The 25,694-nt window shown below is 70.1% G+C and carries 26 protein-coding genes; 6 read left to right on the forward strand and 20 right to left on the reverse strand.

Annotated features, from left to right (window positions below):
* Positions 1-6: 6 nt before the first annotated feature.
* The 7 genes from gatC to OG866_RS13140 all read right to left on the reverse strand — a co-directional run bounded on the left by gatC (position 7) and on the right by OG866_RS13140 (position 7,879).
* Positions 7-303 (reverse strand): Asp-tRNA(Asn)/Glu-tRNA(Gln) amidotransferase subunit GatC, encoded by a 297-nt coding sequence (gene gatC, locus OG866_RS13110; RefSeq protein WP_007384860.1) that lies wholly within the window; start codon positions 301-303, stop codon positions 7-9.
* Positions 304-472: 169 nt separating this feature from the next.
* A complete protein-coding gene (locus tag OG866_RS13115) occupies positions 473-2,722 on the reverse strand; it encodes a putative bifunctional diguanylate cyclase/phosphodiesterase (protein ID WP_329334412.1) in 2,250 nt (749 codons plus the stop codon).
* Between the two features lie 270 nt (positions 2,723-2,992).
* Positions 2,993-5,185, reverse strand: a complete 2,193-nt coding sequence (gene ligA, locus OG866_RS13120) for an NAD-dependent DNA ligase LigA (protein ID WP_329334413.1) — start codon at positions 5,183-5,185, stop codon at positions 2,993-2,995.
* Positions 5,186-5,200: 15 nt separating this feature from the next.
* Positions 5,201-6,208, reverse strand: coding sequence for a methionine synthase (locus OG866_RS13125; RefSeq protein ID WP_329334414.1), 1,008 nt, complete (start codon positions 6,206-6,208; stop codon positions 5,201-5,203).
* Between the two features lie 33 nt (positions 6,209-6,241).
* Positions 6,242-6,637: a hypothetical protein gene (locus OG866_RS13130; RefSeq protein WP_329334415.1), complete on the reverse strand. Its 396-nt coding sequence runs from the start codon at positions 6,635-6,637 to the stop codon at positions 6,242-6,244.
* Positions 6,634-7,332: an SDR family oxidoreductase gene (locus OG866_RS13135; protein WP_329334417.1), complete on the reverse strand. Its 699-nt coding sequence runs from the start codon at positions 7,330-7,332 to the stop codon at positions 6,634-6,636. The genes OG866_RS13130 and OG866_RS13135 overlap by 4 nt, the downstream gene beginning before the upstream one ends.
* A 7-nt stretch (positions 7,333-7,339) precedes the next feature.
* Entirely contained in the window at positions 7,340-7,879 is a 540-nt protein-coding gene (locus OG866_RS13140) for a TIGR00730 family Rossman fold protein (RefSeq protein ID WP_329334418.1), read from the reverse strand.
* Between the two features lie 51 nt (positions 7,880-7,930).
* Between OG866_RS13140 and OG866_RS13145 the strand changes: the two genes are divergently transcribed.
* On the forward strand, positions 7,931-8,257 hold the full coding sequence (locus tag OG866_RS13145; RefSeq protein ID WP_329334419.1) for a DUF427 domain-containing protein: 327 nt from the start codon (positions 7,931-7,933) through the stop codon (positions 8,255-8,257).
* A gap of 29 nt (positions 8,258-8,286) precedes the next feature.
* A complete protein-coding gene (locus tag OG866_RS13150; RefSeq protein WP_329334420.1) occupies positions 8,287-9,069 on the forward strand; it encodes an alpha/beta fold hydrolase in 783 nt (260 codons plus the stop codon).
* Here OG866_RS13150 and mnmA read toward each other — a convergent pair.
* Complete coding sequence (gene mnmA / locus OG866_RS13155; RefSeq protein WP_329334421.1) at positions 9,059-10,186, reverse strand: tRNA 2-thiouridine(34) synthase MnmA; 1,128 nt, start codon at positions 10,184-10,186, stop codon at positions 9,059-9,061. The two genes, OG866_RS13150 and mnmA, sit on opposite strands and share 11 nt — an antisense overlap.
* A gap of 60 nt (positions 10,187-10,246) precedes the next feature.
* Here mnmA and OG866_RS13160 point away from each other — a divergent pair, with 60 nt between their 5' ends.
* On the forward strand, positions 10,247-10,924 hold the full coding sequence (locus tag OG866_RS13160; protein ID WP_329334423.1) for an N-acetylmuramoyl-L-alanine amidase: 678 nt from the start codon (positions 10,247-10,249) through the stop codon (positions 10,922-10,924).
* A gap of 43 nt (positions 10,925-10,967) precedes the next feature.
* Here the strand turns inward: OG866_RS13160 and OG866_RS13165 are convergent, their stop codons facing one another.
* From OG866_RS13165 to OG866_RS13175, 3 genes are read right to left on the reverse strand one after another with little or no spacing between them, the layout of a single operon-like run.
* A complete protein-coding gene (locus OG866_RS13165) occupies positions 10,968-12,131 on the reverse strand; it encodes a cysteine desulfurase family protein (RefSeq protein ID WP_329334424.1) in 1,164 nt (387 codons plus the stop codon).
* A 52-nt stretch (positions 12,132-12,183) separates the two neighbouring features.
* Positions 12,184-12,468, reverse strand: a complete 285-nt coding sequence (locus tag OG866_RS13170; protein WP_329334426.1) for a DUF4190 domain-containing protein — start codon at positions 12,466-12,468, stop codon at positions 12,184-12,186.
* Positions 12,469-12,503: 35 nt separating this feature from the next.
* Complete coding sequence (locus OG866_RS13175) at positions 12,504-12,668, reverse strand: hypothetical protein (protein WP_194079951.1); 165 nt, start codon at positions 12,666-12,668, stop codon at positions 12,504-12,506.
* 146 nt (positions 12,669-12,814) lie between these two features.
* Here OG866_RS13175 and OG866_RS13180 point away from each other — a divergent pair, with 146 nt between their 5' ends.
* A complete protein-coding gene (locus tag OG866_RS13180; RefSeq protein WP_329334429.1) occupies positions 12,815-13,441 on the forward strand; it encodes a TetR family transcriptional regulator in 627 nt (208 codons plus the stop codon).
* A 74-nt stretch (positions 13,442-13,515) separates the two neighbouring features.
* On the opposite strand, the gene OG866_RS13185 is transcribed toward OG866_RS13180, so the two are convergent.
* On the reverse strand, positions 13,516-13,908 hold the full coding sequence (locus tag OG866_RS13185) for a hypothetical protein (protein WP_329334430.1): 393 nt from the start codon (positions 13,906-13,908) through the stop codon (positions 13,516-13,518).
* A gap of 261 nt (positions 13,909-14,169) precedes the next feature.
* Between OG866_RS13185 and OG866_RS13190 the strand changes: the two genes are divergently transcribed.
* Positions 14,170-14,748 carry a TIGR03086 family metal-binding protein gene (locus OG866_RS13190; RefSeq protein ID WP_329334431.1) on the forward strand — a complete coding sequence of 193 codons (579 nt, stop codon included), beginning with the start codon at positions 14,170-14,172 and terminating at the stop codon, positions 14,746-14,748.
* Here OG866_RS13190 and OG866_RS13195 read toward each other — a convergent pair.
* Positions 14,735-15,589, reverse strand: a complete 855-nt coding sequence (locus OG866_RS13195) for a thioesterase family protein (protein ID WP_329334433.1) — start codon at positions 15,587-15,589, stop codon at positions 14,735-14,737. The two genes, OG866_RS13190 and OG866_RS13195, sit on opposite strands and share 14 nt — an antisense overlap.
* Positions 15,590-15,724: 135 nt before the next feature.
* On the opposite strand from OG866_RS13195, the gene OG866_RS13200 reads away from it, so the two are divergent.
* Positions 15,725-16,948 (forward strand): alpha/beta hydrolase, encoded by a 1,224-nt coding sequence (locus OG866_RS13200; protein ID WP_329334434.1) that lies wholly within the window; start codon positions 15,725-15,727, stop codon positions 16,946-16,948.
* On the opposite strand, the gene OG866_RS13205 is transcribed toward OG866_RS13200, so the two are convergent.
* The 7 genes from OG866_RS13205 to OG866_RS13235 all read right to left on the reverse strand — a co-directional run bounded on the left by OG866_RS13205 (position 16,857) and on the right by OG866_RS13235 (position 25,462).
* Positions 16,857-17,513, reverse strand: coding sequence for a trimeric intracellular cation channel family protein (locus OG866_RS13205; protein WP_329334435.1), 657 nt, complete (start codon positions 17,511-17,513; stop codon positions 16,857-16,859). The two genes, OG866_RS13200 and OG866_RS13205, sit on opposite strands and share 92 nt — an antisense overlap.
* A 46-nt stretch (positions 17,514-17,559) precedes the next feature.
* Positions 17,560-18,951, reverse strand: coding sequence for a M1 family metallopeptidase (locus tag OG866_RS13210; RefSeq protein WP_329334437.1), 1,392 nt, complete (start codon positions 18,949-18,951; stop codon positions 17,560-17,562).
* 97 nt (positions 18,952-19,048) lie between these two features.
* Positions 19,049-20,368 carry an ABC transporter ATP-binding protein gene (locus OG866_RS13215; protein ID WP_329334439.1) on the reverse strand — a complete coding sequence of 440 codons (1,320 nt, stop codon included), beginning with the start codon at positions 20,366-20,368 and terminating at the stop codon, positions 19,049-19,051.
* Positions 20,369-20,379: 11 nt separating this feature from the next.
* The gene (locus tag OG866_RS13220; RefSeq protein ID WP_329334441.1) at positions 20,380-21,477 is read right to left on the reverse strand and encodes an ABC transporter ATP-binding protein; all 1,098 of its coding nucleotides are present in this window, start codon (positions 21,475-21,477) and stop codon (positions 20,380-20,382) included.
* Positions 21,474-22,472, reverse strand: coding sequence for an ABC transporter permease (locus tag OG866_RS13225; protein ID WP_329334443.1), 999 nt, complete (start codon positions 22,470-22,472; stop codon positions 21,474-21,476). Before OG866_RS13225 ends, OG866_RS13220 begins: the two co-directional genes overlap by 4 nt.
* Before the next feature lie 110 nt (positions 22,473-22,582).
* Positions 22,583-24,385, reverse strand: a complete 1,803-nt coding sequence (locus OG866_RS13230) for an ABC transporter substrate-binding protein (RefSeq protein ID WP_329334445.1) — start codon at positions 24,383-24,385, stop codon at positions 22,583-22,585.
* A gap of 69 nt (positions 24,386-24,454) precedes the next feature.
* Entirely contained in the window at positions 24,455-25,462 is a 1,008-nt protein-coding gene (locus tag OG866_RS13235) for an ABC transporter permease (protein ID WP_329334446.1), read from the reverse strand.
* Between the last annotated feature and the right edge of the window lie 232 nt (positions 25,463-25,694).

A 25,694-nucleotide genomic window follows, 5' to 3' on the forward strand; every position in this document is an offset into this window, starting at 1 on the left:
GACTTCTTAGTCCTCCCCCAGGATCTGCGGCACCTTGAAACGCTGCTGCTCCTGGGCCGGGGCGCCGGAGAGCGCCTGCTCGGGGGTGAGCGACGGACGGACCTCGTCCGCCCGCATGACGTTCGTCAGCGGGAGCGGGTGCGAGGTCGGCGGTACGTCTTGGTCGGCGACCTCACTGACGCGTGCGACCGCGCCGATGATGTCGTCCAGCTGTCCCGCGAAGTGCTCGAGCTCTTCGGGCTTCAGCTCCAGACGCGCCAGCCGGGCGAGGTGGGCGACCTCCTCGCGCGTGATGCCAGGCATGCAGCGATCCTCTGGGGTGAGTGCGTGTGGTTTGGGGCCAATCCTATGGGGCGAGTGCCTCCGGCCGTTAAACGGTTTGCCGGGCGGCGGCCGCCGACGGCGCTTCCGCCCCACAGGGGCCACCCGCGCCCGACCCCGAAACCCGCACGGCTGGTGCGGGTGGGAACGACTACTCGGCGGCCGGCAAGGCCGCACGAGGCCGCTGCCAGCCCCTCGAACCCCGCGCCAGCAGCCATGCCGTCGCCTCCTCCGGCGGCATCGCGGCGGCCACCAGCCAGCCCTGTACGGCGTCGCAGCCCAGGTCGCGCAGGCGTTCCCAGGTCTCGTCGTCCTCGACGCCCTCGGCGACGACCAGCAGGCCGAGGGAATGGGCGAGGTCGACGGTGCAGCGCACGATCTCGGCGTCCTCGGCGTCGACGGCGAGACGGGCCACGAACGAGCGGTCGATCTTCAGTTCGCTCACGGGGAGCCGGCGCAGATGCACCAGGGAGGAGTAGCCGGTGCCGAAGTCGTCGAGGGACATCTTCACGCCGTGGCCGGTCAGCCCCGCGAGGGTGTCGGCGGCGCGCTGCGGGTCCTCAAGGAGGACGTGTTCCGTTATCTCCAGCTGGAGCGAGCCCGCGGGGACACCGTGGCGGGCCAGACGGGCGGCGACCGAGCCCGCGAAACCGGGGGTGTGCACATCACGTGGGGAGACGTTGACCGCGACCGGGACGTACAGCCCCTGGGCGCGCCACTGGGCGACCTGGCCGAGGGCGGTGTCGAGGACGTACTCGGTGAGATGGGGCATCAGCCCGGAGGACTCGGCGATGGCGATGAACTCGTCCGGCGGCACCCTTCCGCGCTCCGGGTGCACCCAGCGGACCAGGGCTTCGAGGCCCGCCACCTGTCCGTCGAAGCGGACCTTGGGCTGGTAGTGCAGCTCGACCTCCTGCGCGTCGAGAGCGCGGCGGAGGTCACCCAACAGACCGAGCCGGTCCGGGGTGTTCGAGTCCCGCTTGGACTCGTAGACCTCTACGCCGGTGCGGTCCCGCTTCGCCTGGTACATCGCCACGTCCGCCCGGCGCAGCAGCCCCTCGGCCTCCAGGGCGTGGTCGGGGAAGACGGCGACTCCGGCGCTGGCCTCCAGGACGAGGGTGAGCCCGTCGAGGTCGAGCGGGGAGCTGAGGGCCGAGACGAGGTTGCGGGCGACCCGGGTCGCGGACGTCGTGGAGTCGGCGACGGGCAGTAAGACGGCGAACTCGTCACCGCCGAGCCGCGCGGCCTCCGCTCCGCGCGGCAGGGCCTGTTGGAGCCGGTCGGCTATCTGGAGGAGCAGTCGGTCACCGGCGAGATGGCCGAGGGTGTCGTTGACCGACCGGAAGCGGTCGAGGTCGATGAGCATCAGGGCCGAGCGGGCGCCGATGCGTTCGGCGTCGTCCAGGGCGGTCCATATGCGTTCCAGGAGCCATTGCCGGTTGGGCAGCCCGGTCAGCGGGTCGCGCAACTGTTCCTCGGCGCGGGCCCGGGCCATCCACAGGGTGGAGTCGAGGGCTATCAGCGGGATCGAGAACAGCGGCAGCAGCACCGGCTTGGCCACGGCGACGACGCAGACCAGCGGGGCGATGCCGAGCAGCGCGACCGCGACCAGGCCCTGTCTGACCAGGGCGGTGCGGGCGACGGTGGGCAGTCCGCCGGTGCGTGGGGCGTGCAGGTACCACAGCAGGGTGCGGGTGACCGCGAGATAGGTGGCGGCGACGAGGACGATCTCGGGGACCGTGTAGAGGGTCCAGGTGTCGGGGTTCCAGGGGGACTCGACGCTCGGTACGCGGCCGAAGGCGGCGAGTGTCAGCGCGCCGGCGGCTATGCCGAGGATGTCCACCGCGCCGTGCAGGACGCCCTGCCGCCAGCGGTGGCGCCTGGCTATGCCGACCAGGACGACGACGGTGAGGCTGACCATGCCGGCCGGTACCCAGCCGTAGAGGATCAGGACGGCGAGGGTGAGGGCGGCGCCGGAGCCGGTGCCGCCCCACCAGCGGGCGCGGCCGAGCGCGACCAGATGGCCGACGATGACGCCGGTCAGCACGGCGAGGGCCCAGCCGACGGCGCCGGACGGAAAGAGGGCGTGGCTTCCGGTGAACGCCCGGTAGAACCCCGCCCCCAGCACGAACCCGGCCGCCGCGACGACCCCGGCGGGCAGCGCGGGCCACGACAGATGCCGCTCGTGCTCGGCCCCGGGCAGTCCGGGGGTGCGGTCGGCGGTGAGCTGGACGGTGCGTTCGTCCACGGTGGTGTACGGTCCGGCGGGCGCGGTGGGTCCGGTGGCTCGTCCCTCGTCGCGCGGACGCGCTACGGTGCCCGTCGCCCGGCGGCTCCCCCGCCATGCGCCGGCCATCCGGCGCAGCCGTGAGTACGGGGCGGCGCTCTCGGTCGGTTCCATTCCCGTCCCTCTCACAGCCGGCGGTGCCCACGCCACGCGGCCCGTTGCCCGACAAACCCGCTACGGCGCCGCGTTGGAAAACCCTGCCCCGTGCTCCTGAGGAGCACGGGGTTGCCCCAACCGCAGCTGGGCACGGCAGGCGCACGTCTCAACAGTAGGCCGCAGAAGGCTTCCACGGGCAGCGGTCGTCGACGGTTGCCCGAATGCGCCCCGGCCACCCGTATGCATCTGGTATGCGCCGATCGGGTGGCCTTCAACCGCTGCTCCGCCTTACTCCTCGATGGGAAGTGCGACTTCGGCGGCTGCTTCCGGACCCTGTTCCAGCAGGACGGTGAAGCCGTCCTCGTTCAGAACAGGCACCTTGAGCTGCATCGCCTTGTCGTACTTCGAACCAGGATTGTCACCCACAACCACGAAAGACGTCTTCTTGGAAACAGAACCGGTCACTTTCGCTCCGCGCGACTGAAGGGCGTCCTTGGCCCCGTCGCGGGTGAAGTGCTCCAGGGTGCCGGTGACGACGACGGTGAGCCCTTCGAGCGGGCGGGGGCCCTCGTCCTCGCCAGTGCTCTCCTCCTCCATGCGGACACCTGCGGCCCGCCACTTGCGGAGGATCTCCTGGTGCCAGTCCTCGGCGAACCACTCCTTGAGGGACTTGGCGATGATCCCGCCGACGCCCTCGGTGTTCGCCAGCTCCTCCTCCGTGGCCTGCTCGATGCGCTCGATCGAGCGGAACTCACGGGCCAGCGCCTCCGCCGCGACCGGACCGACATGCCGGATCGACAGGCCGGTCAGCACACGGGCCAACGGGCGCTGCTTGGCCGCCTCGATGTTCTCCAGCATGGCGAGGGCGTTCTTACGGGCGCCGCCCTCCTTGTTGGCGAAGATGAGGGCGGTCTTCTCCTCGCCGGTCTCCGGGTCCCGCTTGGGCAGACCGCTGTCCTGGTCGAGGACATACGCCCGGATCGGCAGCAGTTGCTCGATGGTGAGGTCGAACAGGTCGCCCTCGTCGGTCAGCGGCGGCTCGGCGGGCTCCAGCGGCTTGGTGAGGGCCGCGGCGGCGACGTACCCGAAGTGCTCGATGTCCAGCGACTTGCGGCCCGCGAGGTAGAAGAGGCGCTCGCGCAACTGGGCGGGGCAGCTCTGCCCGTTGGGGCAGCGCAGGTCGACGTCGCCCTCCTTCATGGGCCGCAGCGGCGTCCCGCACTCCGGGCACTCGGCCGGCATCACGAACTCCCGCTCGCTGCCGTCCCGCAGGTCGACGACCGGGCCGAGGATCTCCGGGATGACGTCCCCGGCCTTGCGCAGCACCACGGTGTCGCCGATCAGGACGCCCTTGGCCTTGACGACGTCCTGGTTGTGCAGGGTGGCGAACTCGACCTCGGAGCCCGCGACGGTGACCGGTTCGACCTGGGCGTAGGGCGTGACCCGGCCCGTACGACCCACGCCGACGCGGATGTTGATGAGCTTGGTGTTGACCTCTTCCGGGGCGTACTTGTACGCGATCGCCCAGCGCGGGGCGCGTGCGGTGGAACCGAGGCGGCCCTGGAGCCGGATCTCGTCGAGCTTGACCACCGCCCCGTCGATCTCGTGCTCCACCGAGTGCCGGTTCTCGCCGAAGTACGCGATGAACTCCCGTACGCCGTCGAGGTCGTCGACCACCCTGTTGTGCTGAGCCGTGGGCAGACCCCAGGACTTCAGGAGGTCGTAGCCCTGGGAGAGGCGGGTCATGCCGTCGAAGCCCTCCAGGGCGCCGATGCCGTGCACGACCATGTGGAGCGGGCGGGTGGCGGTGACGCGCGGGTCCTTCTGGCGCAGTGAACCGGCCGCCGCGTTGCGCGGGTTGGCGAAGGGCTTGTCGCCGGCCTCGACCAGACGGGCGTTGAGCTCCTCGAACTTCTCCATCGGGAAGTAGACCTCGCCGCGGATCTCCACGAGGTCGGGCACCTTGTCGCCCCTCAGCCGGTCCGGGATCTCGGCGATGGTGCGGACGTTGGGCGTGATGTCCTCGCCGGTGCGGCCGTCACCGCGGGTCGCCGCGCGCGTGAGGCGCCCGTGCTCATAGGTGAGGTTGACGGCGAGGCCGTCGACCTTCAGCTCGCACAGGAGGTGGTAGTCGGCGCCGCCGACGTCCTTGGCGACGCGCTCGGCCCAGGCGGCCAGCTCCTCGTCGCTGAAGGCGTTGTCCAGCGAGAGCATGCGTGAGCGGTGCTCGACGGACGTGAACTCGGTCTCGTACGCGCCCGCGACCTTCTGGGTCGGCGAGTCGGGCGTGCGCAGCTCCGGGTACTCGTCCTCCAGCGCCTCCAGGGACCGCAGCAGCTTGTCGAAGTCCGCGTCGCTGACGACGGGGGCGTCCTTCACGTAGTACCGGAAGCGGTGCTCCTCGATCTGCTCAGCGAGCTGCGCGTGCTGTTCCCGCGCCTCCGCGGGCACCGTCGTCTCCGCTTGCTTGTCGCCGGCCACCGTGTTGTCCTCCCGTTACTCTGGGTTGTCCGCGAGAGATCTCGCCGCCTGGACGCAGTGGGCGAGCGCCCTGCGCGCGTACTCCGGGGAGGCCCCCGCGAGGCCGCACGTCGGAGTGACCGTCACCGCCTCCGCGAGAAGCCCCGGATGCAGCCCCAGCCTGCGCCACAGCGTCCTGACACCCATGACGCTACCGGCAGGGTCTGACAATGCCGTGTCCGTGCCCGGTACGACACCGGCGAAGAGCCGGGTCCCGCCTTCCACGGCCTCACCGATCGCGTCGTCGTCACGCTCGGTGAGGAGCGAGAAGTCGAAGGAGACCGCCGCCGCGCCCGCCCGGCGCAGCAGGGCGAACGGGACGTCCGGTGCGCACGAGTGGACCACGACGGGGCCTTCGCCGTGAACCCCGACGACATCGCGGAGCGCGGACTCGACGAGCTGCCGGTCGACGGCGCGGTGGGTGCGGTAGCCGCTGGCGGTCTTGACGTGCCCGCGGAGCACGGCGATGAGGGAGGGCTCGTCGAGCTGGAGGACGAGCTGGGCGCCGGGGACGCGGCGCCGCACCTCGGCGAGATGCTCGCGCAGCCCCTCGGCGAGGGAGCCGGCGAGGTCGCGGCAGGCGCCCGCGTCGGAGAGGACGGACTCACCGTTCCTCAGTTCCAGGGCGGTCGCGAGGGTCCAGGGGCCGACGGCCTGCACCTTCAGCTGTCCCTCGTACCCTTGCGTGAACTCCTCCAGGGAGTCGAGGTCTTCACCGAGCCATGACCGCGCCCGTTTGGTGTCCCGGCCCGGCCGGTCCCCGAGCCGCCAGCCGCTGGGCTCGACGCGCGCGTACATCTCGACGAGCATCCCCGCGGTACGGCCGATCATGTCGGCGCCGGGTCCACGGGCGGGGAGCTCGGCGAGGAAGGGGAAGTCCTCGAAGGACCCGGTGCTGGTCTTTGCGGCCTCCCGGGCGTCGCCGCCGGGCAGGGACCCGACGCCGGTGGCGGGGGCGAAGGTGAACGGGCTGTTTTCACTCACCGGGACAGCGTATGCAACAGCCCGGGGCCCGAATCACCGCCGGTACGCGCCGTACCTCTCCAGGAACCCCAGGAGCCGCTCGGGCCGGTCGACCTGGAGATTGTTGCCGAAGCTCGCCCAGGAGACGTCGGAGCGGCCGTGACAGCTGCCGCTCCCGATGAACTCGGCGTCGGTGTCGAGCAGGGCGATGGTCAGGCTGCCGTGGCAGCGGCACCGGTCGTCCAGGAAGGTGCCCGTCGTGCTGAGGGCCCGGAGTTCCGCGAGGTCGGCGGGGTCGAAGACCTCACCGAGGACCCGGCGCTCGGCGAGCGGTCCACCGTCCTCGCCGCCCGCCAGAATCACCGCGGCCTCCGTGCGGTCCCACACGGCGGTCAGCCACGCCCGTATCTCGTCACCGCTCGTCACGTCGTCCAGCCAATCCGGTCTCACCGGCCCGGGCGTACGGTCAGATCGTTGACCTCGGCGTCCCTGGGCAGGTCGAGCGCCATCAGGATCGTCGTCGCCACCGACTCGGCGTCGATCCACTTCGAGGCGTCGTACTCCTTGCCCTCCTGCTGGTGGACCTTGGCCTGCATGGGGCTCGCCGTGCGGCCGGGGTAGACCGAGGTGACCCGGACGCCGTTGCCGTGCTCCTCGTGGCGCAGGGAGTCGGCGAGGGCCTTCAGGCCGTGCTTGGACGCGGCGTACGCGGACCAGTCGGCGTGGGCGTTGAGGCCCGCGCCCGAGTTCACGAACACCACATGGCCGCGCGCGACGCGGAGTTGGGGCAGGAAGTGGCGGGTCAGCTCGGCCGGGGAGACGAGGTTGACGTTCAGTTGGTGGCGCCAGGACTTCGGGGTGAGGTCGCCGACCGGGCCCAGGTCGACGATGCCCGCGATGTGCAGGAGCGAGTCGACCCGGCCGGGCAGCGACTGGTGGGAGAAGGCCCAGGACAGCTTGTCCGGGTCGGCCAGGTCGCCCACGAGCGTCTTCGCGCCGGGGAACTCCGCCGCCAGTTCCTTCGCGCGGCCCGCGTCGCGCGCGTGGAGGACGAGGTCGTCGCCGCGCGCGTGGAGGCGGCGGGCGACGGCCGCGCCGATGCCGGAGCCCGCCCCGGTGATCACATGTGTAGCCATGGTCGTCATGGTCGCACTACGCGATGCCCTGGCCCTCCTCCAGGTAGGCGAGCGCCCCCACCGGCTCCTCCGCGAAGAACACCAGGTCGGTCAGTGGGAGCGGCAGGAAGCCCTCGTCCTCCATGCGGCGGAACTGTTCCTTCAACCCGTCGTAGAAGCCCGCGGTGTTGAGCAGGACCACCGGCTTGTCCGTGTGGCCGTGCTTCTTCAGCTCCAGGATCTCGGTGGCCTCGTCGAGCGTGCCGGTGCCGCCCACCATGATCACGACCGCGTCGGCCTTCTCCAGGAGCAGCCTCTTGCGCTCGGCGAGGTCCTTCGCGATCACCATCTCGTCGACGCCGGGGCGGACCTTGGCGGCGAGGAACTCCACCGACACCCCGGCGAGCCTGCCGCCCGCCTCCTGCACGCCGTCGGCGACGACCTTCATCAGGCCGACGTCCGAGCCGCCCCAGACGAGCGTGTGCCCGCCCTTGCCCAGCAGTTTCGCGAACTCGCGCGCGGGGCGCGTGTAACGGTCGTCGAGGTCGGCGGCGGAGAGGAAGACACAGATACGCATGGGGCCACCGTACGCGGGAAGAACGGGGCGCCCGCCGGCGCTGTCCCTGCCATGACCTCAGGACACACGATCACCATCGAGCAAGGCGACCGGCACGTGCGCGTGGTGCACGGCGACCAGGTCCTGGCGGAGAGCGAACGGGCGCTGGTCCTCAGGGAGACGGGCTGTCCGGTGCGGTACTACATCCCCGCCGAGGACGTCCGCCTCGACCTCCTGACCCCGTCCGACACCCACACCTACTGCCCCTTCAAGGGCACGGCGTCCTACTGGTCACTGCCGGACGCGGCGGACCTGGTGTGGTCCTATCCCGAGCCCAAGCCCGATGTCGGGCCGATCAAGGACCACCTCTGCTTCTACGAGGTGGAAATCACCGATTAGTTCCATGGCGGGTGGGAGTCTCCACAACCATGGACAAGAAGACTCTCTCCCAGGACGGCACGCCGATCGCCTACGAGCTCGGCGGCCACGGCCCCGCAGTCATCCTGATCAGCGGCGCGATGTCCACCGGTGGCACCGTCGCACCCCTGGCAGCGGCGCTCTCCGACCGCTTCACGGTCCTCTGGTACGACCGGCGGGGGCGCGGCGAGAGCGGAGACACCGCGCCCTACGCGGTGGCACGCGAGGTCGAGGATCTCGGCGCGCTGATCGAGGCGGCGGGCGGCGAGGCGTGTCTGTGGGGCGTCTCGTCGGGCGGGGCGCTGGTGCTGGAAGCGGCGGCGAGCGGGCTGCCGGTGCGCAAGGTCGCCGTGTACGAGACACCGTTCGCCGACTTCTCCGAGCACGGCTCGAAACAGCGCGCCGAGTACACCGAGAACCTGACGGCGGCGCTCGCGGAGGGCCGCCGTGGGGACGCGGTCGAGCTGTTCCTCCGGCTCACCGGCATGCCCGACGAGATGATCCAGGGCGCCCGCCAGTCCCCCGCGTGGCCCGGCATGGAGGCCGCCGCGCCGAGTCTCGCCTACGACAACGCCGTCATGGGCGACGGTCTGGTGCCCCGGGAGCGGCTGGCCTCGATCACCGTCCCCGTCCTGGCCGTCGCGGGCGGAGCGAGCCCCGACTGGCTCCAGGAGGCCACGCGGGCGGTCGCGGAGGCGGTGCCGCAAGGCTCGTACCGGAACCTGGCGGGTCAGACCCACATGGTGGACCCGAACGCCTTGGCTCCGGTGCTCGCCGAGTACTTCACGCGGTAGCGGCGGCTGTCGCGCGCGTGGTCGACGCGATCGTCGCCGAACCCACCACGCGCGTGCCGTCGTAGAGCACGATCGCCTGGCCGGGGGCGACCCCGCGGACCGGCTCCGTGAAGGAGACCCGGAGCTCGCCGTCGACCAGTTCCGCGCTCACCTCGGTCTCGCCGCCGTGGGCGCGGAGCTGGGCGGTGTAGGTGCCGGGGCCCTCGGGCGCCGTCCCGCACCAGCGGGGCTTGATCGCGGTGAGGGCGCTCACGTCCAGGGACGCGGCCGGGCCGACCGTCACCGTGTTGTCCACCGGGGAGATGTCCAGGACGTAGCGCGGCTTGCCGTCGGCGGCCGGGGTGCCGATGCGCAGGCCCTTGCGCTGGCCGATGGTGAAGCCGAACGCGCCCTCGTGGGTGCCGACCTTCGAGCCCGACTCGTCGAGGATGTCGCCCTCGGCCTTGCCGAGCCGGTTCGCGAGGAAGCCCTGGGTGTCGCCGTCGGCGATGAAGCAGATGTCGTGCGAGTCGGGCTTCTTGGCGACCGCCAGCCCCCTGCGCTCGGCCTCGGCGCGGATCTCGTCCTTGGTCGTCACGGTGTCGCCGAGCGGGAAGAGGGCGTGGGCCAGCTGCTTCTCGTCCAGGACGCCGAGGACGTACGACTGGTCCTTGGCCATGTCGGAGGCGCGGTGCAGCTCGCGGGAGCCGTCCTCGCCGACGATCACCTGGGCGTAGTGGCCCGTGCAGACCGCGTCGAAGCCGAGCGCGAGCGCCTTGTCGAGCAGGGCCGCGAACTTGATCTTCTCGTTGCAGCGCAGACACGGGTTGGGGGTGCGCCCGGCCTCGTACTCGGCGACGAAGTCCTCGACCACGTCCTCGCGGAAGCGGTCGGCGAGGTCCCAGACGTAGAACGGGATGCCGATGACGTCGGCCGCGCGGCGGGCGTCGCGTGAGTCCTCGATGGTGCAACAGCCACGCGCGCCCGTGCGGAACGATTGCGGGTTCGCCGAGAGGGCGAGGTGGACACCGGTCACGTCATGGCCGGCCTCGGCGGCACGGGCGGCGGCGACGGCGGAGTCCACGCCACCGGACATGGCGGCGAGGACGCGGAGGGGGCGCTGCGTGGAGTGAGTCATAACTCCTCCAGGGTACGGGGGCGCGGGAACCGGAGCCCACGAGTATCCGTTCACGATCACATGGGGGCGACAGAGGCATCCAAGGACGGCGACCGGCGCATCGGCCGGCGCGCCCTGCTGATCGGCGGCGCGGGGGCCGCGATCGGCACAGGCGTGCTGGCGCGGGACGAGCTGGCGCGTCTGTGGTGGCGTACGCCCGGCGTGGAGAAGCCCCGCAAGGCGGGCGAGGTCGACTTCGCGGGCGCGCGCTGGGTGGCGGCGTCGGAGGCGAACTGGCGGCGTGCGGACCGGCCCGACGACTACGGCATAGACATGGTGATCGTCCATGTCACCCAGGGCAGCCTCTCCAGCGCGGTGAAGGCCTTCCAGGACCCGGGGCACCAAGCGGCGGCGCACTACATAGTCGGCCAGAACGGCCGCGTCACCCAGATGATCCGCGAGCTGGACGTGGCGTACCACGCGGGCAACCGCGACTACAACGAACGCAGTGTCGGTATCGAGCACGAGGGATTCGTGGACCGGCCGCAGGACTTCACGGACGAGATGTACGCGGCCTCGGCGCGTCTGACGGCGAGGATCTGCGCGCGCTACGACATACCCGTCGACCGCGAGCACATCATCGGCCATGTCGAGGTGCCGGGCACGGACCACACCGACCCGGGCGAGCACTGGGACTGGGACCGGTACATGAAGCTGGTGCGCACGGCGCGCACCGCCACCGCCACCGCCACCGCCTGACGGGTGCTCACCGCCCCTTCGCGGAACCCGCGCAATCCCCGCGCTAGGTCAGCCCCGCCGCGCGTGCCCGTTCCACCGCCGGGCCGATGGCCTTGGCCACCGCTTCCACGTCCGCCTCCGTGGAGGTGTGGCCGAAGGAGAAGCGCAGGGTGCCGCGGGCCAGGTCGGGGTCGGTGCCGGTGGCCAGGAGGACATGGCTGGGCTGGGCGACGCCGGCGGTGCAGGCGGAGCCGGTGGAGCACTCGATGCCCTGGGCGTCGAGAAGCAGCAGCAGCGAGTCGCCCTCGCAGCCCGGGAAGGTGAAGTGGGCGTTGGCGGGAAGCCGGTCCACCGGGTCGCCGCCGAGGATCGCGTCCGGGACCGCCGTACGGACCGCCTCGACGAGCGCGTCGCGCAGTGCGCCGATCTCGCGGGCGAACCACTCGCGCTGCTCGGCGGCGAGCCGGCCGGCGACGGCGAAGGAGGCGATGGCGGGCACGTCGAGGGTGCCGGAGCGGACGTGACGCTCCTGGCCGCCGCCGTGCAGAACCGGTACGGGCGTGTACTCGCGGCCCAGCAACAGGGCGCCGATGCCGTACGGACCGCCGACCTTGTGGCCGGAGACCGTCATCGCGGCCAGCCCCGAGGCGGCGAAGTCGACGGGGATCTGGCCGTAGGCCTGGACCGCGTCGGCGTGCAGCGGGACGCCGAACTCGGCGCAGACGTTGGCCAGTTCGCGGACCGGCAGGATCGTGCCGATCTCGTTGTTGGCCCACATGACGGTGGCGAGGGCCACGTCGTCGGGGTCGCGGGCGATGGCCTCGCGCAGGGCGTCGGGGTGGACGCGGCCGTAGGTGTCGACCGGGAGGTACTCGACGGTGGCGCCCTCGTGTTCGCCGAGCCAGTGGACGGCGTCGAGGACGGCGTGATGCTCCACGGGGCTGGCGAGCACCCGGGTGCGGGCCGGGTCGGCGTCGCGACGGGACCAGTACAGGCCCTTCACGGCGAGGTTGTCGGCCTCGGTGCCGCCGGAGGTGAAGACGACCTCGCTGGGGCGGGCGCCGAGGGATTCGGCGAGCGCCTCGCGGGACTCCTCGACGGTGCGCCTCGCACGGCGGCCGGCCGCGTGGAGGGCGGAGGCGTTGCCGGTGACGGCCAGCTGTGCGGCGAGCGCCTCGACTGCCTCGGGAAGCATCGGGGTGGTCGCGGCGTGGTCGAGGTAAGCCATGGTGACCCGATTCTACGGGCCCGGTTGCGGGGATCGGCTTTCAGGCCCGCCCCTAGAAGCTCCAGGACACCGTGCTGTCCATCTGCATGGCGGCGACCAGGACGAGGAGGTCGGCGATGCCGAGACCCAGGCCGAGGAAGGCGCGGCCGCGACGGGCGGTGCCGCGCCACAGGGCGACGGTCGCCAGGGCGATGGCGACGGGGCCGAGGAAGATGTTGAGGACGAGGAGGCCTACGAGGCCGAGGATGAAGGCGGCCACGGCCATGCCGTCGGCGTCGCGGGCGGCGGGGCGGGTGTCGGTGGTGGTGGTTTCGGTGCGCGATGCGGTGAGCTGCATGGTGATCAGTCCCCCAGAACGGGTGAGTCTGCGGATCAGTGGGTCGAGCTGTGACGACGTGCGTGGCGCTCGCGGAGCGCGAAGATGCCGAGCCAGCCGGCGATCACGGCGGCGGCGACGGCGGTGAAGGTCAACGGCGCGTGGGCCACGGTGCCCAGGACGGCGCCGAAGAGCAGGAGTGCGGCGACGAGGAACAGCATGGGATGCAAACCCCCTCCGAGACGCCCCTCGTGGGCATCTCTCGTTACGTTTCGGTGAACAGTTGTAGTAACAGTTGTTCACTGACTCTAGAGTCTAGCGCGCGTGACTACTTCTCAATTCCAGAGAACAGTTGTTTACTGATGACATGAGTCACACCCTCGGCATCCGGCAGGCCCAGAAGCAGAAGACCCGACAGGCGCTCCTGGACGCGGCGTTGGGTCTGCTGGAGGAGCAGAGCCTGAGCAGCCTGGGCCTGCGCGAGGTCACGCGCGCGGTCGGCGTCGCCCCGACCGCCTTCTACCGGCACTTCCGCTCCACCGCGGATCTCGGCACGGCACTGGTCGAGGAGGCGCTGGGCAGCCTGCACCCGATGATCCGGACGACGGTGTCCGCGGCGGACGACAGCGAACAACGCATAGCGCGCGCCGTCGAGCTGATCGCCCGTCACGTGGACGCGTACCCCGCACATGTCCGTTTTATCGCCCGGGAACGACATGGCGGGGTCCAGCCGGTGCGGGAGGCCATCCGGGAGCAACTGGCCCGGTTCGGCCAGGAGGTGAAGGACGAGCTGGCCAAGGACCCCGAGTCCGCCGACTGGAGCGACGACGACCTCCTCATGCTCGCCGATCTCTATGTCGACCAGATGCTGATCACGGCCTCGCTCTTTCTGGAGGCGCTGGAGGGTCCGGCCGAGGAGCGGGAGCGGGTCGCGCAGGTCGCCACCCGTCAGATGCGCCTCATCAGCATCGGCCGGGAGCACTGGCGGGCCTGAGCAGCCCCCCTCAACGCCCAGGGGCGGCACTCCCGTTCACCGGGAGTGCCGCCCCTGTCGTACGACCCGCGAGGTCAGCTCTTGGTCGCCGACGACGTCGCCTGCCGGCTGGGCGCACCGCTCGGGGCGCCGCTGGGCATCCCGCCGCCACCGCCGCCGGGGCCACCGCAGCCACCGCCCTGGCCGCCGCCGGGACCGCCCTGACCGCCGCCCTGACCGTCGCTCGGCATGCCCGAGGGCGCACCGGACGGCTGGGCGGTGCCGTTGGCCGTGGGGGCGCCCGACGGGGCGCCGCTCGGCATGCCCGAGGGGTTGCCGCTGGGCGCGCCGGACGGGGCCTGACAGGACTGCTGTCCGGAGTTGCCGCTGTTCGAGGAGGACGAGGAGTCGCCCGAGCCACAGGCCACCAGGGCGAGGGGCGAGAGCGCCAGCAGGGCCACCGCGGGGACGAGACGCACACGCTTCATGAGAGACAACTCCAGAAAGATGAAGGATTCCTGAGGCGGGCACTCAATCAACGCGCCTTAGGGCTTCCTTGGGCCCGCGCTGTCCCGGGCCTGTGCGTCAGGCAAAGCGGAGCCAAAGCCACGCCTCTGACCTGGAGTTCGCTTCCGGACCCCGGCCTACTCGCTGGTACAGGTCCGTGACAGAAGCGGTCGGACTTCGCGGCGCCAGGATCCCTGGCGGGGGACCATCGAAGCAGAGCACCCGACCGGAGAGGCACCGCCATGACCGACCCCCGCCCCCTGTTCAGCCGGGCCACCGGCCAGGCCGCCGAGCTCATCGCGACGGTACGGCCCGGACAGCTGCCGGATCCCACTCCCTGCACCGACTACGACGTACGCACCCTGCTCAGCCATATCGTCGGCGCCTGTACCCGCATCGCGGTGTGCGGGGAGCGCGGGAACGGGCTCGACGTCCCGCTGTTCGTGGACGGCGTTCCGGACGACGGCTGGCCACAGGCCTACGAGGACATCAGGGGCCGGGTCGTCGCGGCGTGGGCGAGCGACGAGCGGCTGGCGACGCCGGTGCGGGTGCCGTGGGGGGAGGTACTGGGCCGGGAGGCGCTGCCCGCGTATGTGATGGAGGTCGTGACGCACACCTGGGACCTCTCGGAGGGGCTGGGCCGCCCGCTCCCCCTCGACCCCGAACTGGCCGCGTACGCGCTCGCCGTCGCCCGTGAGGCGCTGCCCGACGACCCGCGCGAGGACCGCCCGTTCCAGCCGGTGGTGACGGCCCCCGAGGGAGCCGACGTCTACGGGGAGCTGGCGGCCTGGCTCGGGCGGCGGCCGCTCAGCCCAGCCTGACCCGGGCCAGCTGGCGGGACTGCGCGACCAGCCGGTCCGCACTGTCCCAGACCTCGGCGTCCTCCTCCAGGAAGCCGCCGGCGAGGTTGCGGGTGGTGATGGAGACGCGCAGCGGGCCCGGCGCCGGGCGGCAGCGGACATGGACGGTCAGTTCGACCGTCGGGACCCAGCCCATGATGCCGATCTCGAAGGCGGTCGGCGGCAGCGCGTCCACCGCGAGGAGCAGCGAGAGCGGGTCGGCGTCGCGGCCGTCGGCCAGGCCGAACCAGGAGCGCATCTCGCCCTTGCCGGACGGGGCGCCGAGGGCCCAGCCCAGGGTCGAGGGGTCCAGCTTGAGCATCAGGCGCTCGGTGATGGCGGAGCTGCCCTCGACGGGGGCCGGCCCGTCCTCGGGACCGAAGCACTCGTCCATGGGCGGGAACGCCGGCGGCTTCGCCGTCGTACGGACGTCGTCCGGGAGGGAGTCCAGGTCGCCGTAGGAGGCGAGGACGCGGATGCGTTCGACCTCGGCGCCCTGCTCGTCGTACTGGAAGAGCGAGGCCTGGCCGGTGGAGAGGGTGCGGCCGGTGCGGACCACGTCCGTGCGGATCACCGCGGGGCCCGGCTGGGACGCGGTGAGGTAGTGCGCGGAGATCGTGAACGGGTCGGCGTGCGGCAGGGCGTCCGCGAGGGCGCGGCCGAGGACGGCCAGCAGATAGCCGCCGTTGACGGCGCTGATGATCGTCCAGCCGGCGGAGAGGTCGATGTCGTAGACACCGGGCTCGCGACGGGTGACCGCGGTGTCCCGGTCGAACTCGCTGTCGCCGATCCTGGCGCGCGTGACGGAGGCTGCTTCTGGCATGGCTGAACGGTACAACAAGTGATTACTAAGCGGTAGCTTTGGGAATGGACCGTCAGGGTGAGAACAGGGCAATTTCCTGGTAAGTGTCCGTAGTCGTCCCTCAACCCCGCGCCCCGCCGCCCCCTCTGTAGGGACATGAGTCTCACCGGGACCGCGTTCCTCTACACGCTGATCGTGCTGTCCGTCGTCGCCGTCGTGCTCCCGCTCGCGCTGTGGTCACGGCTGCGCGGGCCGAAGCCGGTGCGCGCCCTGGGCCGGCTGCTGATGGTGCTGTTCGCCCAGGGCACCGCGGTCGCGCTCGTCTTCGTGCTGGTCAACAACGAGAACAACCTGTACGACGACTGGGCCGACCTCATCGGCACCGGCGACCACGTCCAGCAGGCCGCGAACCTGGGCGTCGACGGCACCGGCGGTATCGCGCTGAAACGATTGCCCAGGGTCCGCCAGCACTTCACCGACGCCTCGGGGCCCGGCATGGGCGGCGTCCGTGTCACCCAGCTCAAGGGCCGGGTGTCGGGCGTCGACGCCGAGGTCTACGTCTGGCTGCCCCCGCAGTACCACCAGCCCGCCTACCGGCATCACAAGTTCCCCGTGGTGGAGCTGCTGTCGGGCTACCCGGGCTCGGCGAAGGCCTGGTTCGGTTCGCTGCACGCGGTGAACCAGCTGCAAGGCCTGATGCGCGACGGCGAGGTGGCGCCGTTCATCCTGGTCGCCCCGCGCATGAACCTGCTGGCCGGGGTGGACACCGGGTGCGCCAACATCACGGGCACGGTGAACGCCGACAGCTGGCTCAGCGTCGATGTGCCGAAGATGGTCACGGACAACTTCCGCGCCCAGGCGGGCCCCGCGGGCTGGGCCGCCGCCGGGTACTCCGCGGGCGGGCACTGCGCGACCAAGCTCGCCGTCGCCCACCCCGACCGCTACCGGGCCGCGATCAGCATGTCCGGCTACGACGACCCCATCGGCGAACGCGGCTCGCTGGCCGCCGAGACCCCCGCGCTGCGCCGCGCCAACAACCCCTACCTCCTGCTGCGCGACGCCCGCACCCCGCCCGCGGTCGCGCTCTACCAGTCGGGCCAGCCCGGCGACGGCTACGAGGCGGCCACCGGCCTCGAACAGATCGCGAAAGCACCGACGACCGTGCACGTCGTCTACGTCCCGAAGAGCGCGGGCGGCCACAACATGGCGCTGTGGCGGCCCCAGGTGGTCCCCGCGTTCCGCTGGCTGACCGAGGAGATGGGGCTGCTGCACGGCCGAGCCGGCGGGACTATTCCTCGCTCACGGTCGAGCGCCGGTTCCAGGCCCGCGGAGCTCGCCAGTGGTACCGCATCGCCAGCAGCCGCAGCGCGAAGGCCGTGACGACCGCGAGGGAGCTGGTGAACGGGTTCAGGACGTCGTAACGGATGCAGAGCACCACCATCGTGGCGCCGACGATCGCCGGGACCGCGTACAGGTCACGGTCCCAGCGCAGCAGCGACGGCACCTCGTTGGCCAGCACGTCCCGCAGCACGCCCCCGCCGACCGCGGTGGCCAGACCGAGGGTGGCGGACTGGGTGAGGCCGAGCCCGTAGTCGTACGCCTTGGTCGTCCCGGTCACGCAGAACAGGCCGAGGCCCGCCGCGTCGAAGACGTTCACGCCGAGCTGGATGCGCTCCACCTGCGGGTGCAGGAAGAAGACCAGGAGCGCGGCGAGCAGCGGGGTGATGAAGTACCCCAGGTCCGTGAAGGCGGCGGGCGGTACGGCACCGATGATCAGGTCCCGGAACAGCCCGCCGCCCAGCGCGGTGACCTCGGCGAGGACGGCGATGCCGAAGACGTCGAAGTTCTTGCGCACGGCCAGCAGCGCGCCCGAGATGGCGAAGACGAAGATGCCGATCACGTCGAGCGTGTGCTGGACGGAGGGACTGAACAGTTGCTCAAGCACCCCACATTCTTACCTGAACATGAGGCTCACCCTTGCAATGCAAGGCTCAGAGGGTCGGTTTCCCTGTGGTGAACAGCCAGGTCTGGAAGAGGTCGTCCAGCTGCTGCCCCGAGACCTTCTCCGCGAGCCGGATGAAGTCCGCCGTGTTCGCGTTGCCGTAGCGGTGGATCTTCGTCCAGGCGGGCAGCAGCTTGAAGAAGGCCTCGTCGCCGATGCGTTCACGCAGCTGCTGGAGGGTCATCGCGCCGCGCTGGTAGACCGCGGAGGCGAACATGGTGTCGCGCTGCGGGTCGCCGACGGTGACCTGCCAGAAGGGGGCGTCGGCCGGGCGGGCGTTGTACCCGGCCAGGAACGAGTCATGGGCGCTGCGCGTGCCCTGGTGCTCGGCCCACAGCCACTGGGCGTACGTGGCGAAGCCCTCGTTGAGCCAGATGTCCTTCCAGCGCTCCACCGACACCGAGTCGCCGAACCACTGGTGGGCCAGCTCGTGCACGATCGTCGTCTCGCTGCGCACGGCCGAGTAGACCGGTTTCGTCTGCACCTCCAGCGAGAACCCCGCCTCGGGCATGTCGTCGACGATCGCGCCGGTCTCCTCGAAGGGGTACGGCCCGAAGACCTCGGACCAGTAGTCGGTGGCGGCGGCCGTGACGGCGTACACGTCGACGCTGTTGCTGTTCGCGAGGACGGGGTCGATCGCGACGTAGATCGGGGTGCCGGCGGGGGTGGTGCCGGTCCGGACGTCGAACTTCCCGATCGTCGCGGTCGCGAGATAGGTCGCCATCGGCCTGGTCTCGCGCCAGTGGGTGTACGTCGAGTCGCCCTTGTCGTACGTCGACACGAGCCGGCCGTTGGAGACGCCGGTCAGGCCCTTGGGCGCCTGGATCCGGATGTCGTAGGTGGCCTTGTCGTCGGGGTGGTCGCTGGAGGGGAACCAGGTGGAGGCGGCGTTGGGTTCGCAGGCGACGAAGACACCGTCGGCGGTCTTCATCCACCCGTAGTCGGAGCCGAACACGATCGGGCCGCCGAGCGGTTCGGGGACGCCGCCGTAGGTCACCCGGACGGTGAAGTCACGGCCCTTGGGGAGCGCGCCTCGCGGGGTGACGCGCAGCTCGTCGCCGTCGCGGGTGAACTGGGCGCGTCTGCCGTTCACTTCGACTCCCGTGACCTCCAGCTGCTGGAGGTCGAGGTCGAAGGAGGAAAGGTTCTGGGTGGCGCGGGCGGTGAGCGTCGTACGGCCGTCGAGGCGGTCGGTGTCCGGGTTGTACGCCACGTCGAGGTCGTAGTGGCGGGCGTCGAAGCCGCCGTTGCCGAGGAGCGGGAAGTAGGTGTCGCCGAGGCCGGCCGCTCCGGGGGTCGGTGCGGAGGAGGCTGCGACGACCATGAAAGAAGCCGCCGCGGTGGCGACGGCTCCTAAGCGTGCCGAACGGGAGAGTCTCATGGGTCGTCCCTTTCGAGCGTGTGCCGATAAGTCGGACACGGACGACCCTGAACCCTCCCGTTCGGGCATGTGCATGACTTTGCCAACTCGTCATGCGTTACTTGTCGGTTGACTCCTGGCGGTCGGCATCCGCTTCGGTGGAGGGCTCGTCGGTCGGCTCCGGGCCGGTGGGGGCCGTTCGCGCCCCCGCGGCGGTAGCCGCAGATTCAGCAGTGCCCCGCGCCCCTGAGTCGGTCGACTCGCCGCTGTCCTCAGAAGCACCGACCTCCGCCGCGACCGCCGCCGACGTTTCCGCCGACTCCGCCAGGACCTCGTCCGCCACCAACTCCGCCGCTTCCTTCGCGACCGTCAGCAGGACCGTGTCCTGCGGGGCCTGGTCCTCGAAGTTCTCCGGGTGGTGGCAGGCCACCTGCTGGCCCGGCTTCAGCTCGATGAGCTTCGGCTCGGTCGTCGTGCAGATCTGCGTCGCCTTCCAGCACCGGGTGTGGAAGCGGCAGCCGCTCGGCGGGGAGATCGGCGAGGGCACGTCACCCTTGAGCAGGATGCGCTCGGACTTGGCGTTCTTGCGCCGCGGGTCCGGGATCGGCACCGCCGACATGAGCGCCTTGGTGTACGGGTGCATCGGCGCCTTGTACAGCGACTCGCGGTCCGCCAGCTCGACGATCTTGCCGAGGTACATCACCGCGATCCGGTCCGAGACGTGCCGGACGACCGAGAGGTCGTGCGCGATGATCACGTACGTCAGGCCGAGCTCCTGCTGGAGGTCGTCCAGCAGGTTCACGACCTGGGCCTGGATCGACACGTCGAGCGCGGAGACCGGCTCGTCGGCCACGACCAGCTTCGGGTTCAGGGCCAGCGCGCGGGCGATGCCGATGCGCTGACGCTGACCGCCGGAGAACTCGTGCGGATAGCGGTTGTAGTGCTCGGGGTTGAGGCCCACGACCGACAGCAGCCGCTGGACCTCCGCCTTGATGCCGCCCTCGGGGGTCACGCCCTGGAGCTTGAAGGGGGCGCCGATGATCGTGCCGATGGTGTGGCGCGGGTTCAGCGACGAGTACGGGTCCTGGAAGATCATCTGCACATCGCGGCGGAGCGGACGCATACCGCCGACGCCGAGGTGCGTGATGTCCTGGCCCTCGAACTCGACCTTGCCGGCCGTCGGTTCGAGCAGCCGGGTGATCAGCCGGCCCATCGTCGACTTGCCGCAGCCCGACTCGCCCACGACACCGAGGGTCTCGCCGGACTTGACCTCGAAGTCGATGCCGTCGACCGCGCGGACCGCGCCGACCTGCCGCTGGAGCAGGCCCTTCTTGATCGGGAAGTGCTTCTGGAGCCCGGTCACCTTCAGCAGCGTCTCGCCGGGGGCGGCGTCGGCCTTGGTGACCAGCGTGCCGTCGCTCTGCGCAGGGATGCTCACTTTGTCCTCGCTCACAGCTTCGGCGCAATCTCTTCGATCCAGATACGCTCCCGCTGCTCCTGCGACATGTGACAGGCGGCCCAGTGCTGGCTGCCGACCTCGGCGAGCTCCGGGCGGACCGTGCGGGTGACGTTGTCCTTCGGGATGTCCGCGTACGGGCAGCGCGGGTTGAAGGCGCAGCCGGACGGGATGTTGATCAGCGAGGGCGGGGAGCCCTTCACCGGGATCAGGCGCTCCTGCTGGTCCCGGTCGAGACGCGGCATCGAACCGAGCAGACCCCAGGTGTAGGGGTGGCGGGGCTCGTAGAACACCTTCTCCGCCGGACCACGCTCGACACAGCGCCCGCCGTACATCACCAGGATGTCGTCGGCGAGCTCGGCGACGACGCCCAGGTCGTGGGTGATGATGATGACCGCGGAGCCGAACTCCTTCTGCAAGTCCCGGATCAGGTCGAGGATCTGCGCCTGGACGGTCACGTCCAGGGCGGTCGTCGGCTCGTCCGCGATGAGCAGTTCGGGGTTGTTGACCAGCGACATCGCGATCATCGCGCGCTGGCGCATACCGCCGGAGAACTCGTGCGGGTAGTTGTCCACCCGCTTGTCCGGCTGCGGGATGCCGACCCGGTCGAGCATCTCCACCGCGCGGCGCTTGGCGGTCTTCTTGTCCACCTTGTGGTGGATGCGGTACGCCTCCACGATCTGCTGGCCGATCGTGTAGTACGGGTGCAGCGCCGACAGCGGGTCCTGGAAGATCATCGCCATCTCGCGGCCACGCAGCTTGCGCACATGGTCCGGGTCGGCGGTGAGCAGCTCGGTGCCGTCCAGCCAGATCTCGCCGGAGATCTGCGCCTTGCGCTTGCCGTACTGACCGGCGGTGTGCAGGCCCATGATGCCGAGCGAGGTCACCGACTTGCCGGAGCCGGACTCGCCCACGATGCCGAGGGTCTTGCCCTTCTCCAGCTTGAAGGAGAGCCCGTCGACGGACTTGACCAGACCGTCGTCGGTCGGGAAGTGCACCTTGAGGTCGCGCACCTCCAGGAAGGAGGTCGGCGCGGGCGAGGCGGGGGTGGGCTCGCCCACGGCCGCTCCGCTCTTGCTGAGTTCGGTCATGCGAGCCTCACTCGGGGGTCGATCACGGCATAGAGGATGTCCACCACGAGGTTGGCGATCAGCACCGCGAGAGAAGTGATCAGGGTGACGCCCAGAATGATGGGCAGGTCCTGGGTCTTGATGCCGTTGAGCACCGCCTGGCCGAGGCCCGGCAGGCTGAACGTGGTCTCGGTCAGGATCGCGCCGCCGATGAGGGCGCCGAGGTCCATGCCGAGCATGGTCAGGATGGGGGTCATCGTCGAGCGCATCGCGTGCTTGCCGATGACGACCCGCTCCTTGAGGCCCTTCGCGCGGGCGGTGCGGATGTAGTCCTCGCCGAGGATCTCCATCATGGTGGCCCGGGTGATCCGGGCGTACATCGCCGCGTAGAGGAAGGCGAGGGTGATCCAGGGGAGGATCATGCCGCCGAGCCAGCCGGTGAAGCTCTCGTCGAGGGGCACGTACTCGCCCTCGACCCAGCCGAGACCGTACGAGAAGATCGCGAGGCTCAGCAGACCGGTGAAGTAGATCGGGAGGGAGACACCCGCGAGGGCGACGACCATCGCACCGCGGTCCCACAGGCTGCCCCGCTTGAGCGCGGAGAGCACACCCGCGGCCACACCGAACAGCAGCCACAGCACGGCGGCACCGAGCGCGAGACCCAGGGTCACCGGGAAGCGGTCCGTGATCACCGGCCAGATGGCCTGCTCGGTGCGGAAGGAGTAGCCGAAGCACGGCGCGGCACAGTGCACCGAGTCACCGCCGCCGACATAGGTGCGACCGGCGAAGAGTCCCTTGAAGAACTCCCAGACCTGAGCGTAGATCGGGTCGCTCAGTCCGAGCTTCTGCCGCACGCCTTCGACGGCGGCGGGGTCGGCCTGCTTGCCCACGAAGCTCAAGGCGACGTCGACGCCCGCCCACTTGGGGACGAGGAAGAAGATGCCGAAGACCACCATGATGATGACCACGAGCATCACTACGGCGGCGAACAGCCGCCTGATGAGGTAAGCGAGCACAGCTCTCGGCCCGCCGCGGGCCGCGGGCCACCGGAGGTCGTCCGATGGCCCGCGCTCCCACGTCGCCGGCCTTCACCTGCCTTTCGTGCCGTACGGCGGGTGTGCCGGGTTTACTTCGCGGACTTCAGACCGAGGTTCACGAAGTCGTACATGCCGCTGTAGTTGTCCGACGTGTAGACGTTCGCGAGTCGGTCACCGCGCCAGTTGACGAACTTCTCGAAGACGAACGGCAGGTAGTAGCCGCCGTCCATGACCGCGTGGTTGATGTCCTTGGCGATCGCCAGCTTGCCCGCGTCGTCCTGCGTCTTCACGTAGGTGTCGAACAGACCGTTGATCTTCTTGTCGTCGATCATGGCGAAGTTGTTGTTGCCACTCTCGAGGATGTACTTGCCGTCCCACAGCGGCAGACCGAAGCCCTGGACCGACGGGAAGTCGGCGCCCCAGCCCATGATGATGATGCCGTAGCCCTTCTTGGCCACGTTGGACGGGCTGCCGATGATGCCGGACGTCTGCGAACCGTCGTACTGGTCGATGTTGACGTCGATGCCGACCTTCTTCAGGGAGGCCTGAAGCGACTCGGCGGTGGCGACCTCGACCGGCTTGTTGTTACGGACGGCGATCGTGGTCTTGAAGCCGTTCGGCTTGCCGCAGGCCTTCAGCTCTTCCTTGGCCTTGGCGACGTTGCCGTTCTTGTTCGCGCCGTTCAGCTCGTACGGGTCGTACGACTGGCCCTCGGAACCGGGGACGGTCGGCGGGAGCATGTTGGTGCCGATGTCACCACCGGCGACCGGGCCACCGCGCGCGGTCTGGAGCGAGACGTGGTCGGCGCCGTAGATCACGGCCTTGCGGCAGTGCTCGTTGTCGAACGGCTTCACGTTCTGCGGGAAGGTCGCGTAACGGATGTAGCCGGAGACCGGGTTGTCCAGGTTGGCCTTGTGCTCCTGGAGGGCGCTGGTGCGGCCCTGCGGGGACAGACCGGTCTGGTTGATGTCCAGGTCGTAGTCACCGGCGAGCAGACGGGCGTCCAGGTCGTTGGCGTTCGAGAAGAACTTGACCGAGATCTTGTCCGGGTACGCCTTGCGGATCGGGTCCGAGGCCTGGTTCCACTTGTCGTTGCGGACCAGGACCAGGTCCTTGCCCGGGCTGTACGACTGGAACTTGTACGGGCCGGAGGAGAACGGCTTCAGGCCGTACTTGGACTTGGTGTCCATGTCCTGGCGGACCGGGGACGCCGAGACCAGGGCGAGGATCTCCTCGAAGTCGGCGTTGGGCTCCGGCAGGTGGAAGACGATGGTCTTGTCGTCCGGAGTGTCGATCGCCTTCAGACCGAGCTTGTCGGCGGAGGAGTCCTTGTACGGGCCCTTGTACTCGCCCTTGGGGTCGAGGACGTCCTTCAGGTAGACCGGGCCGCCGGACAGCACGTCCTGCGCCCAGACGCGCTCGATGCCGTACTTGACGTCCTTGGAGGTGATCTCCTTGCCGTCTTCCCACGTGATGCCGTCACGCAGGGTGTACGTGTAGGTCTTGCCGCCGTCGGTGATCTTGGCGAGACCGTTGGCGAGGTCCGGGGTGAGCTCCGTGCCCTTCTCGCCCGGGGCCGCGGCACCGGTGACGAGCTGGCGGCTGTAGTAGCGCGCGAAGTTCCACATGAAGCCGTAGTAACCGCGCGTGGTGTCCCACGAGTCGGCGTCCTGGGCACCGGCGAACTTCAGCTCGCCGCCCTTCTTGGCGAGCGAGGCCTGGGCGACCTTGTTGTTCGCGGCGTTGAAGCCGGCCGCGCCCGTCGAGGAGCCCTTGCCGTTGCCGCCGTCGTCATCGCCGCCGCCGCACGCCGCCGTCGTCAGCAGCGCGGCGACCGCGGCGGCAGCGGCGAGTGCCTGCTTCCGCCGCCCTGAGGTGCGTTGGGTAGTCACGATCTCGGATCCTCCGGATTTGATGAGAGACCCCGTGTTGGTGCCACGGGACGCTTTGTGTACGGCAGTTCAGCGGGATCCCTTCGGGTCCAGCGCGTCCCGCACGCCGTCGCCGAAGAGATTGAAGGCAAGAACCGTGATGAAGATCGCTACACCCGGGACCACCATGTAGGTGGGGTCCGACTTGTAGTAGTCGATCGCGTTCGAGAGCATCTGCCCCCAGGAGGCCGTGGGCGGCTTGACGCCCACGCCCAGGAAGCTGAGCGCCGCCTCGGTGAGGATGTTGGTGGGGATCATCATCGTCGTGTACACGATGATCGGCGCGACGAGGTTGGGCAGCAGCTCCTTGAACAGGATGTAGAGCCGCCCGGCGCCGAGCGAACGGGCCGCTTCGACGTATTCACGCTCGCGCAGCGAGAGCGTCTGGCCGCGCACCACGCGTCCGATGTAGGGCCAGCCGAAGAAGCCGATGACCAGGATCATCACGAACAGGCGCACGCCCGTGCCGGACAGTCCGAGCATCTCGTTCGGCATGACGGAGACCAGCGCGATGATGAACAGCAGCTGCGGGAAGGCCAGCAGACCGTCCATGACCCGGCTGATGGCCGAGTCGACCCAGCCGCCGAAGAAGCCGGCCAGGACGCCCAGGACGGTACCGATGATCACGGCGACGATCGCGGACAGGAAGCCGACGAGCAGCGAGATCCGGGCGCCGTAGACGATGCGGGCGAAGATGTCACGGCCGTTGACCGGCTCGACGCCGAGCCAGTGGTCACCGCTCATGCCGCCGAAGGACCCCTTGGGGGTGCCGAACAGCGGGTCGATCAGGTCCTTGTCGTTGTACGAGTTCGGGTCCTGGCCGTAGAGGCTGGTGATCACGGGCGCGAGCAGCGCGACCGCGATGAGCAAGAGCACGACGATGCCGCCCGCGAGGGCGAGTTTGTCCCGCTTCAAACGCTCCCAGGCGATCCGGCCCAGGGAACGCCCCTGTACGGCCTTGGCGCCGGCGTTGACCGCCGCTTCTTCGGCCGCGCTCGGGGCCGCTTCCGCGGTCGGCTCGTGCAATGGTGCCGTCATCTGGCAGGGACCCCTCTCAACCGGCGGTAGCCGGCCCGCACTTGCCGCTGTAGCGGCGTGATCAGTCCGTCGTACACAGGGGCGAACCCACCCCTGGTGCGGGAGTCTTCAACGCTTTGGCGATCTGTTGCCAGACTTGGCGAGGAAAGGATGCATAAACGTGATGCGGGCTGCGGGGTTCCGTTATCCGGACAGCAGGTAACGGCCGCCGGACGCAGGCCAGTTGGGGCAA

Origin of the sequence: Streptomyces sp. NBC_00663 (assembly GCF_036226885.1) — a bacterium.
GTDB lineage: Bacteria > Actinomycetota > Actinomycetes > Streptomycetales > Streptomycetaceae > Streptomyces.

Excerpts from the sequence above, each read along its gene's own strand:
- OG866_RS13145 (WP_329334419.1), top strand. The coding sequence starts at position 7,931 with ATGACCTCAGGACACACGATCACCATCGAGCAAGGCGACCGGCACGTG.
- OG866_RS13115 (WP_329334412.1), bottom strand. The coding sequence starts at position 2,722 with ATGGAACCGACCGAGAGCGCCGCCCCGTACTCACGGCTGCGCCGGATG.
- OG866_RS13190 (WP_329334431.1), top strand. The coding sequence starts at position 14,170 with ATGACCGACCCCCGCCCCCTGTTCAGCCGGGCCACCGGCCAGGCCGCC.
- OG866_RS13170 (WP_329334426.1), bottom strand. The coding sequence starts at position 12,468 with ATGCAGCTCACCGCATCGCGCACCGAAACCACCACCACCGACACCCGC.
- OG866_RS13195 (WP_329334433.1), bottom strand. The coding sequence starts at position 15,589 with ATGCCAGAAGCAGCCTCCGTCACGCGCGCCAGGATCGGCGACAGCGAG.
- mnmA (WP_329334421.1), bottom strand. The coding sequence starts at position 10,186 with ATGACTCACTCCACGCAGCGCCCCCTCCGCGTCCTCGCCGCCATGTCC.
- OG866_RS13235 (WP_329334446.1), bottom strand. The coding sequence starts at position 25,462 with ATGACGGCACCATTGCACGAGCCGACCGCGGAAGCGGCCCCGAGCGCG.
- OG866_RS13220 (WP_329334441.1), bottom strand. The coding sequence starts at position 21,477 with ATGACCGAACTCAGCAAGAGCGGAGCGGCCGTGGGCGAGCCCACCCCC.
- OG866_RS13175 (WP_194079951.1), bottom strand. The coding sequence starts at position 12,668 with ATGCTGTTCCTCGTCGCCGCACTCCTGCTCTTCGGCGCCGTCCTGGGC.
- OG866_RS13200 (WP_329334434.1), top strand. The coding sequence starts at position 15,725 with ATGAGTCTCACCGGGACCGCGTTCCTCTACACGCTGATCGTGCTGTCC.
- OG866_RS13180 (WP_329334429.1), top strand. The coding sequence starts at position 12,815 with ATGAGTCACACCCTCGGCATCCGGCAGGCCCAGAAGCAGAAGACCCGA.
- OG866_RS13210 (WP_329334437.1), bottom strand. The coding sequence starts at position 18,951 with ATGAGACTCTCCCGTTCGGCACGCTTAGGAGCCGTCGCCACCGCGGCG.
- OG866_RS13150 (WP_329334420.1), top strand. The coding sequence starts at position 8,287 with ATGGACAAGAAGACTCTCTCCCAGGACGGCACGCCGATCGCCTACGAG.
- OG866_RS13140 (WP_329334418.1), bottom strand. The coding sequence starts at position 7,879 with ATGCGTATCTGTGTCTTCCTCTCCGCCGCCGACCTCGACGACCGTTAC.
- OG866_RS13165 (WP_329334424.1), bottom strand. The coding sequence starts at position 12,131 with ATGGCTTACCTCGACCACGCCGCGACCACCCCGATGCTTCCCGAGGCA.
- OG866_RS13160 (WP_329334423.1), top strand. The coding sequence starts at position 10,247 with ATGGGGGCGACAGAGGCATCCAAGGACGGCGACCGGCGCATCGGCCGG.
- OG866_RS13185 (WP_329334430.1), bottom strand. The coding sequence starts at position 13,908 with ATGAAGCGTGTGCGTCTCGTCCCCGCGGTGGCCCTGCTGGCGCTCTCG.
- gatC (WP_007384860.1), bottom strand. The coding sequence starts at position 303 with ATGCCTGGCATCACGCGCGAGGAGGTCGCCCACCTCGCCCGGCTGGCG.
- OG866_RS13135 (WP_329334417.1), bottom strand. The coding sequence starts at position 7,332 with ATGACGACCATGGCTACACATGTGATCACCGGGGCGGGCTCCGGCATC.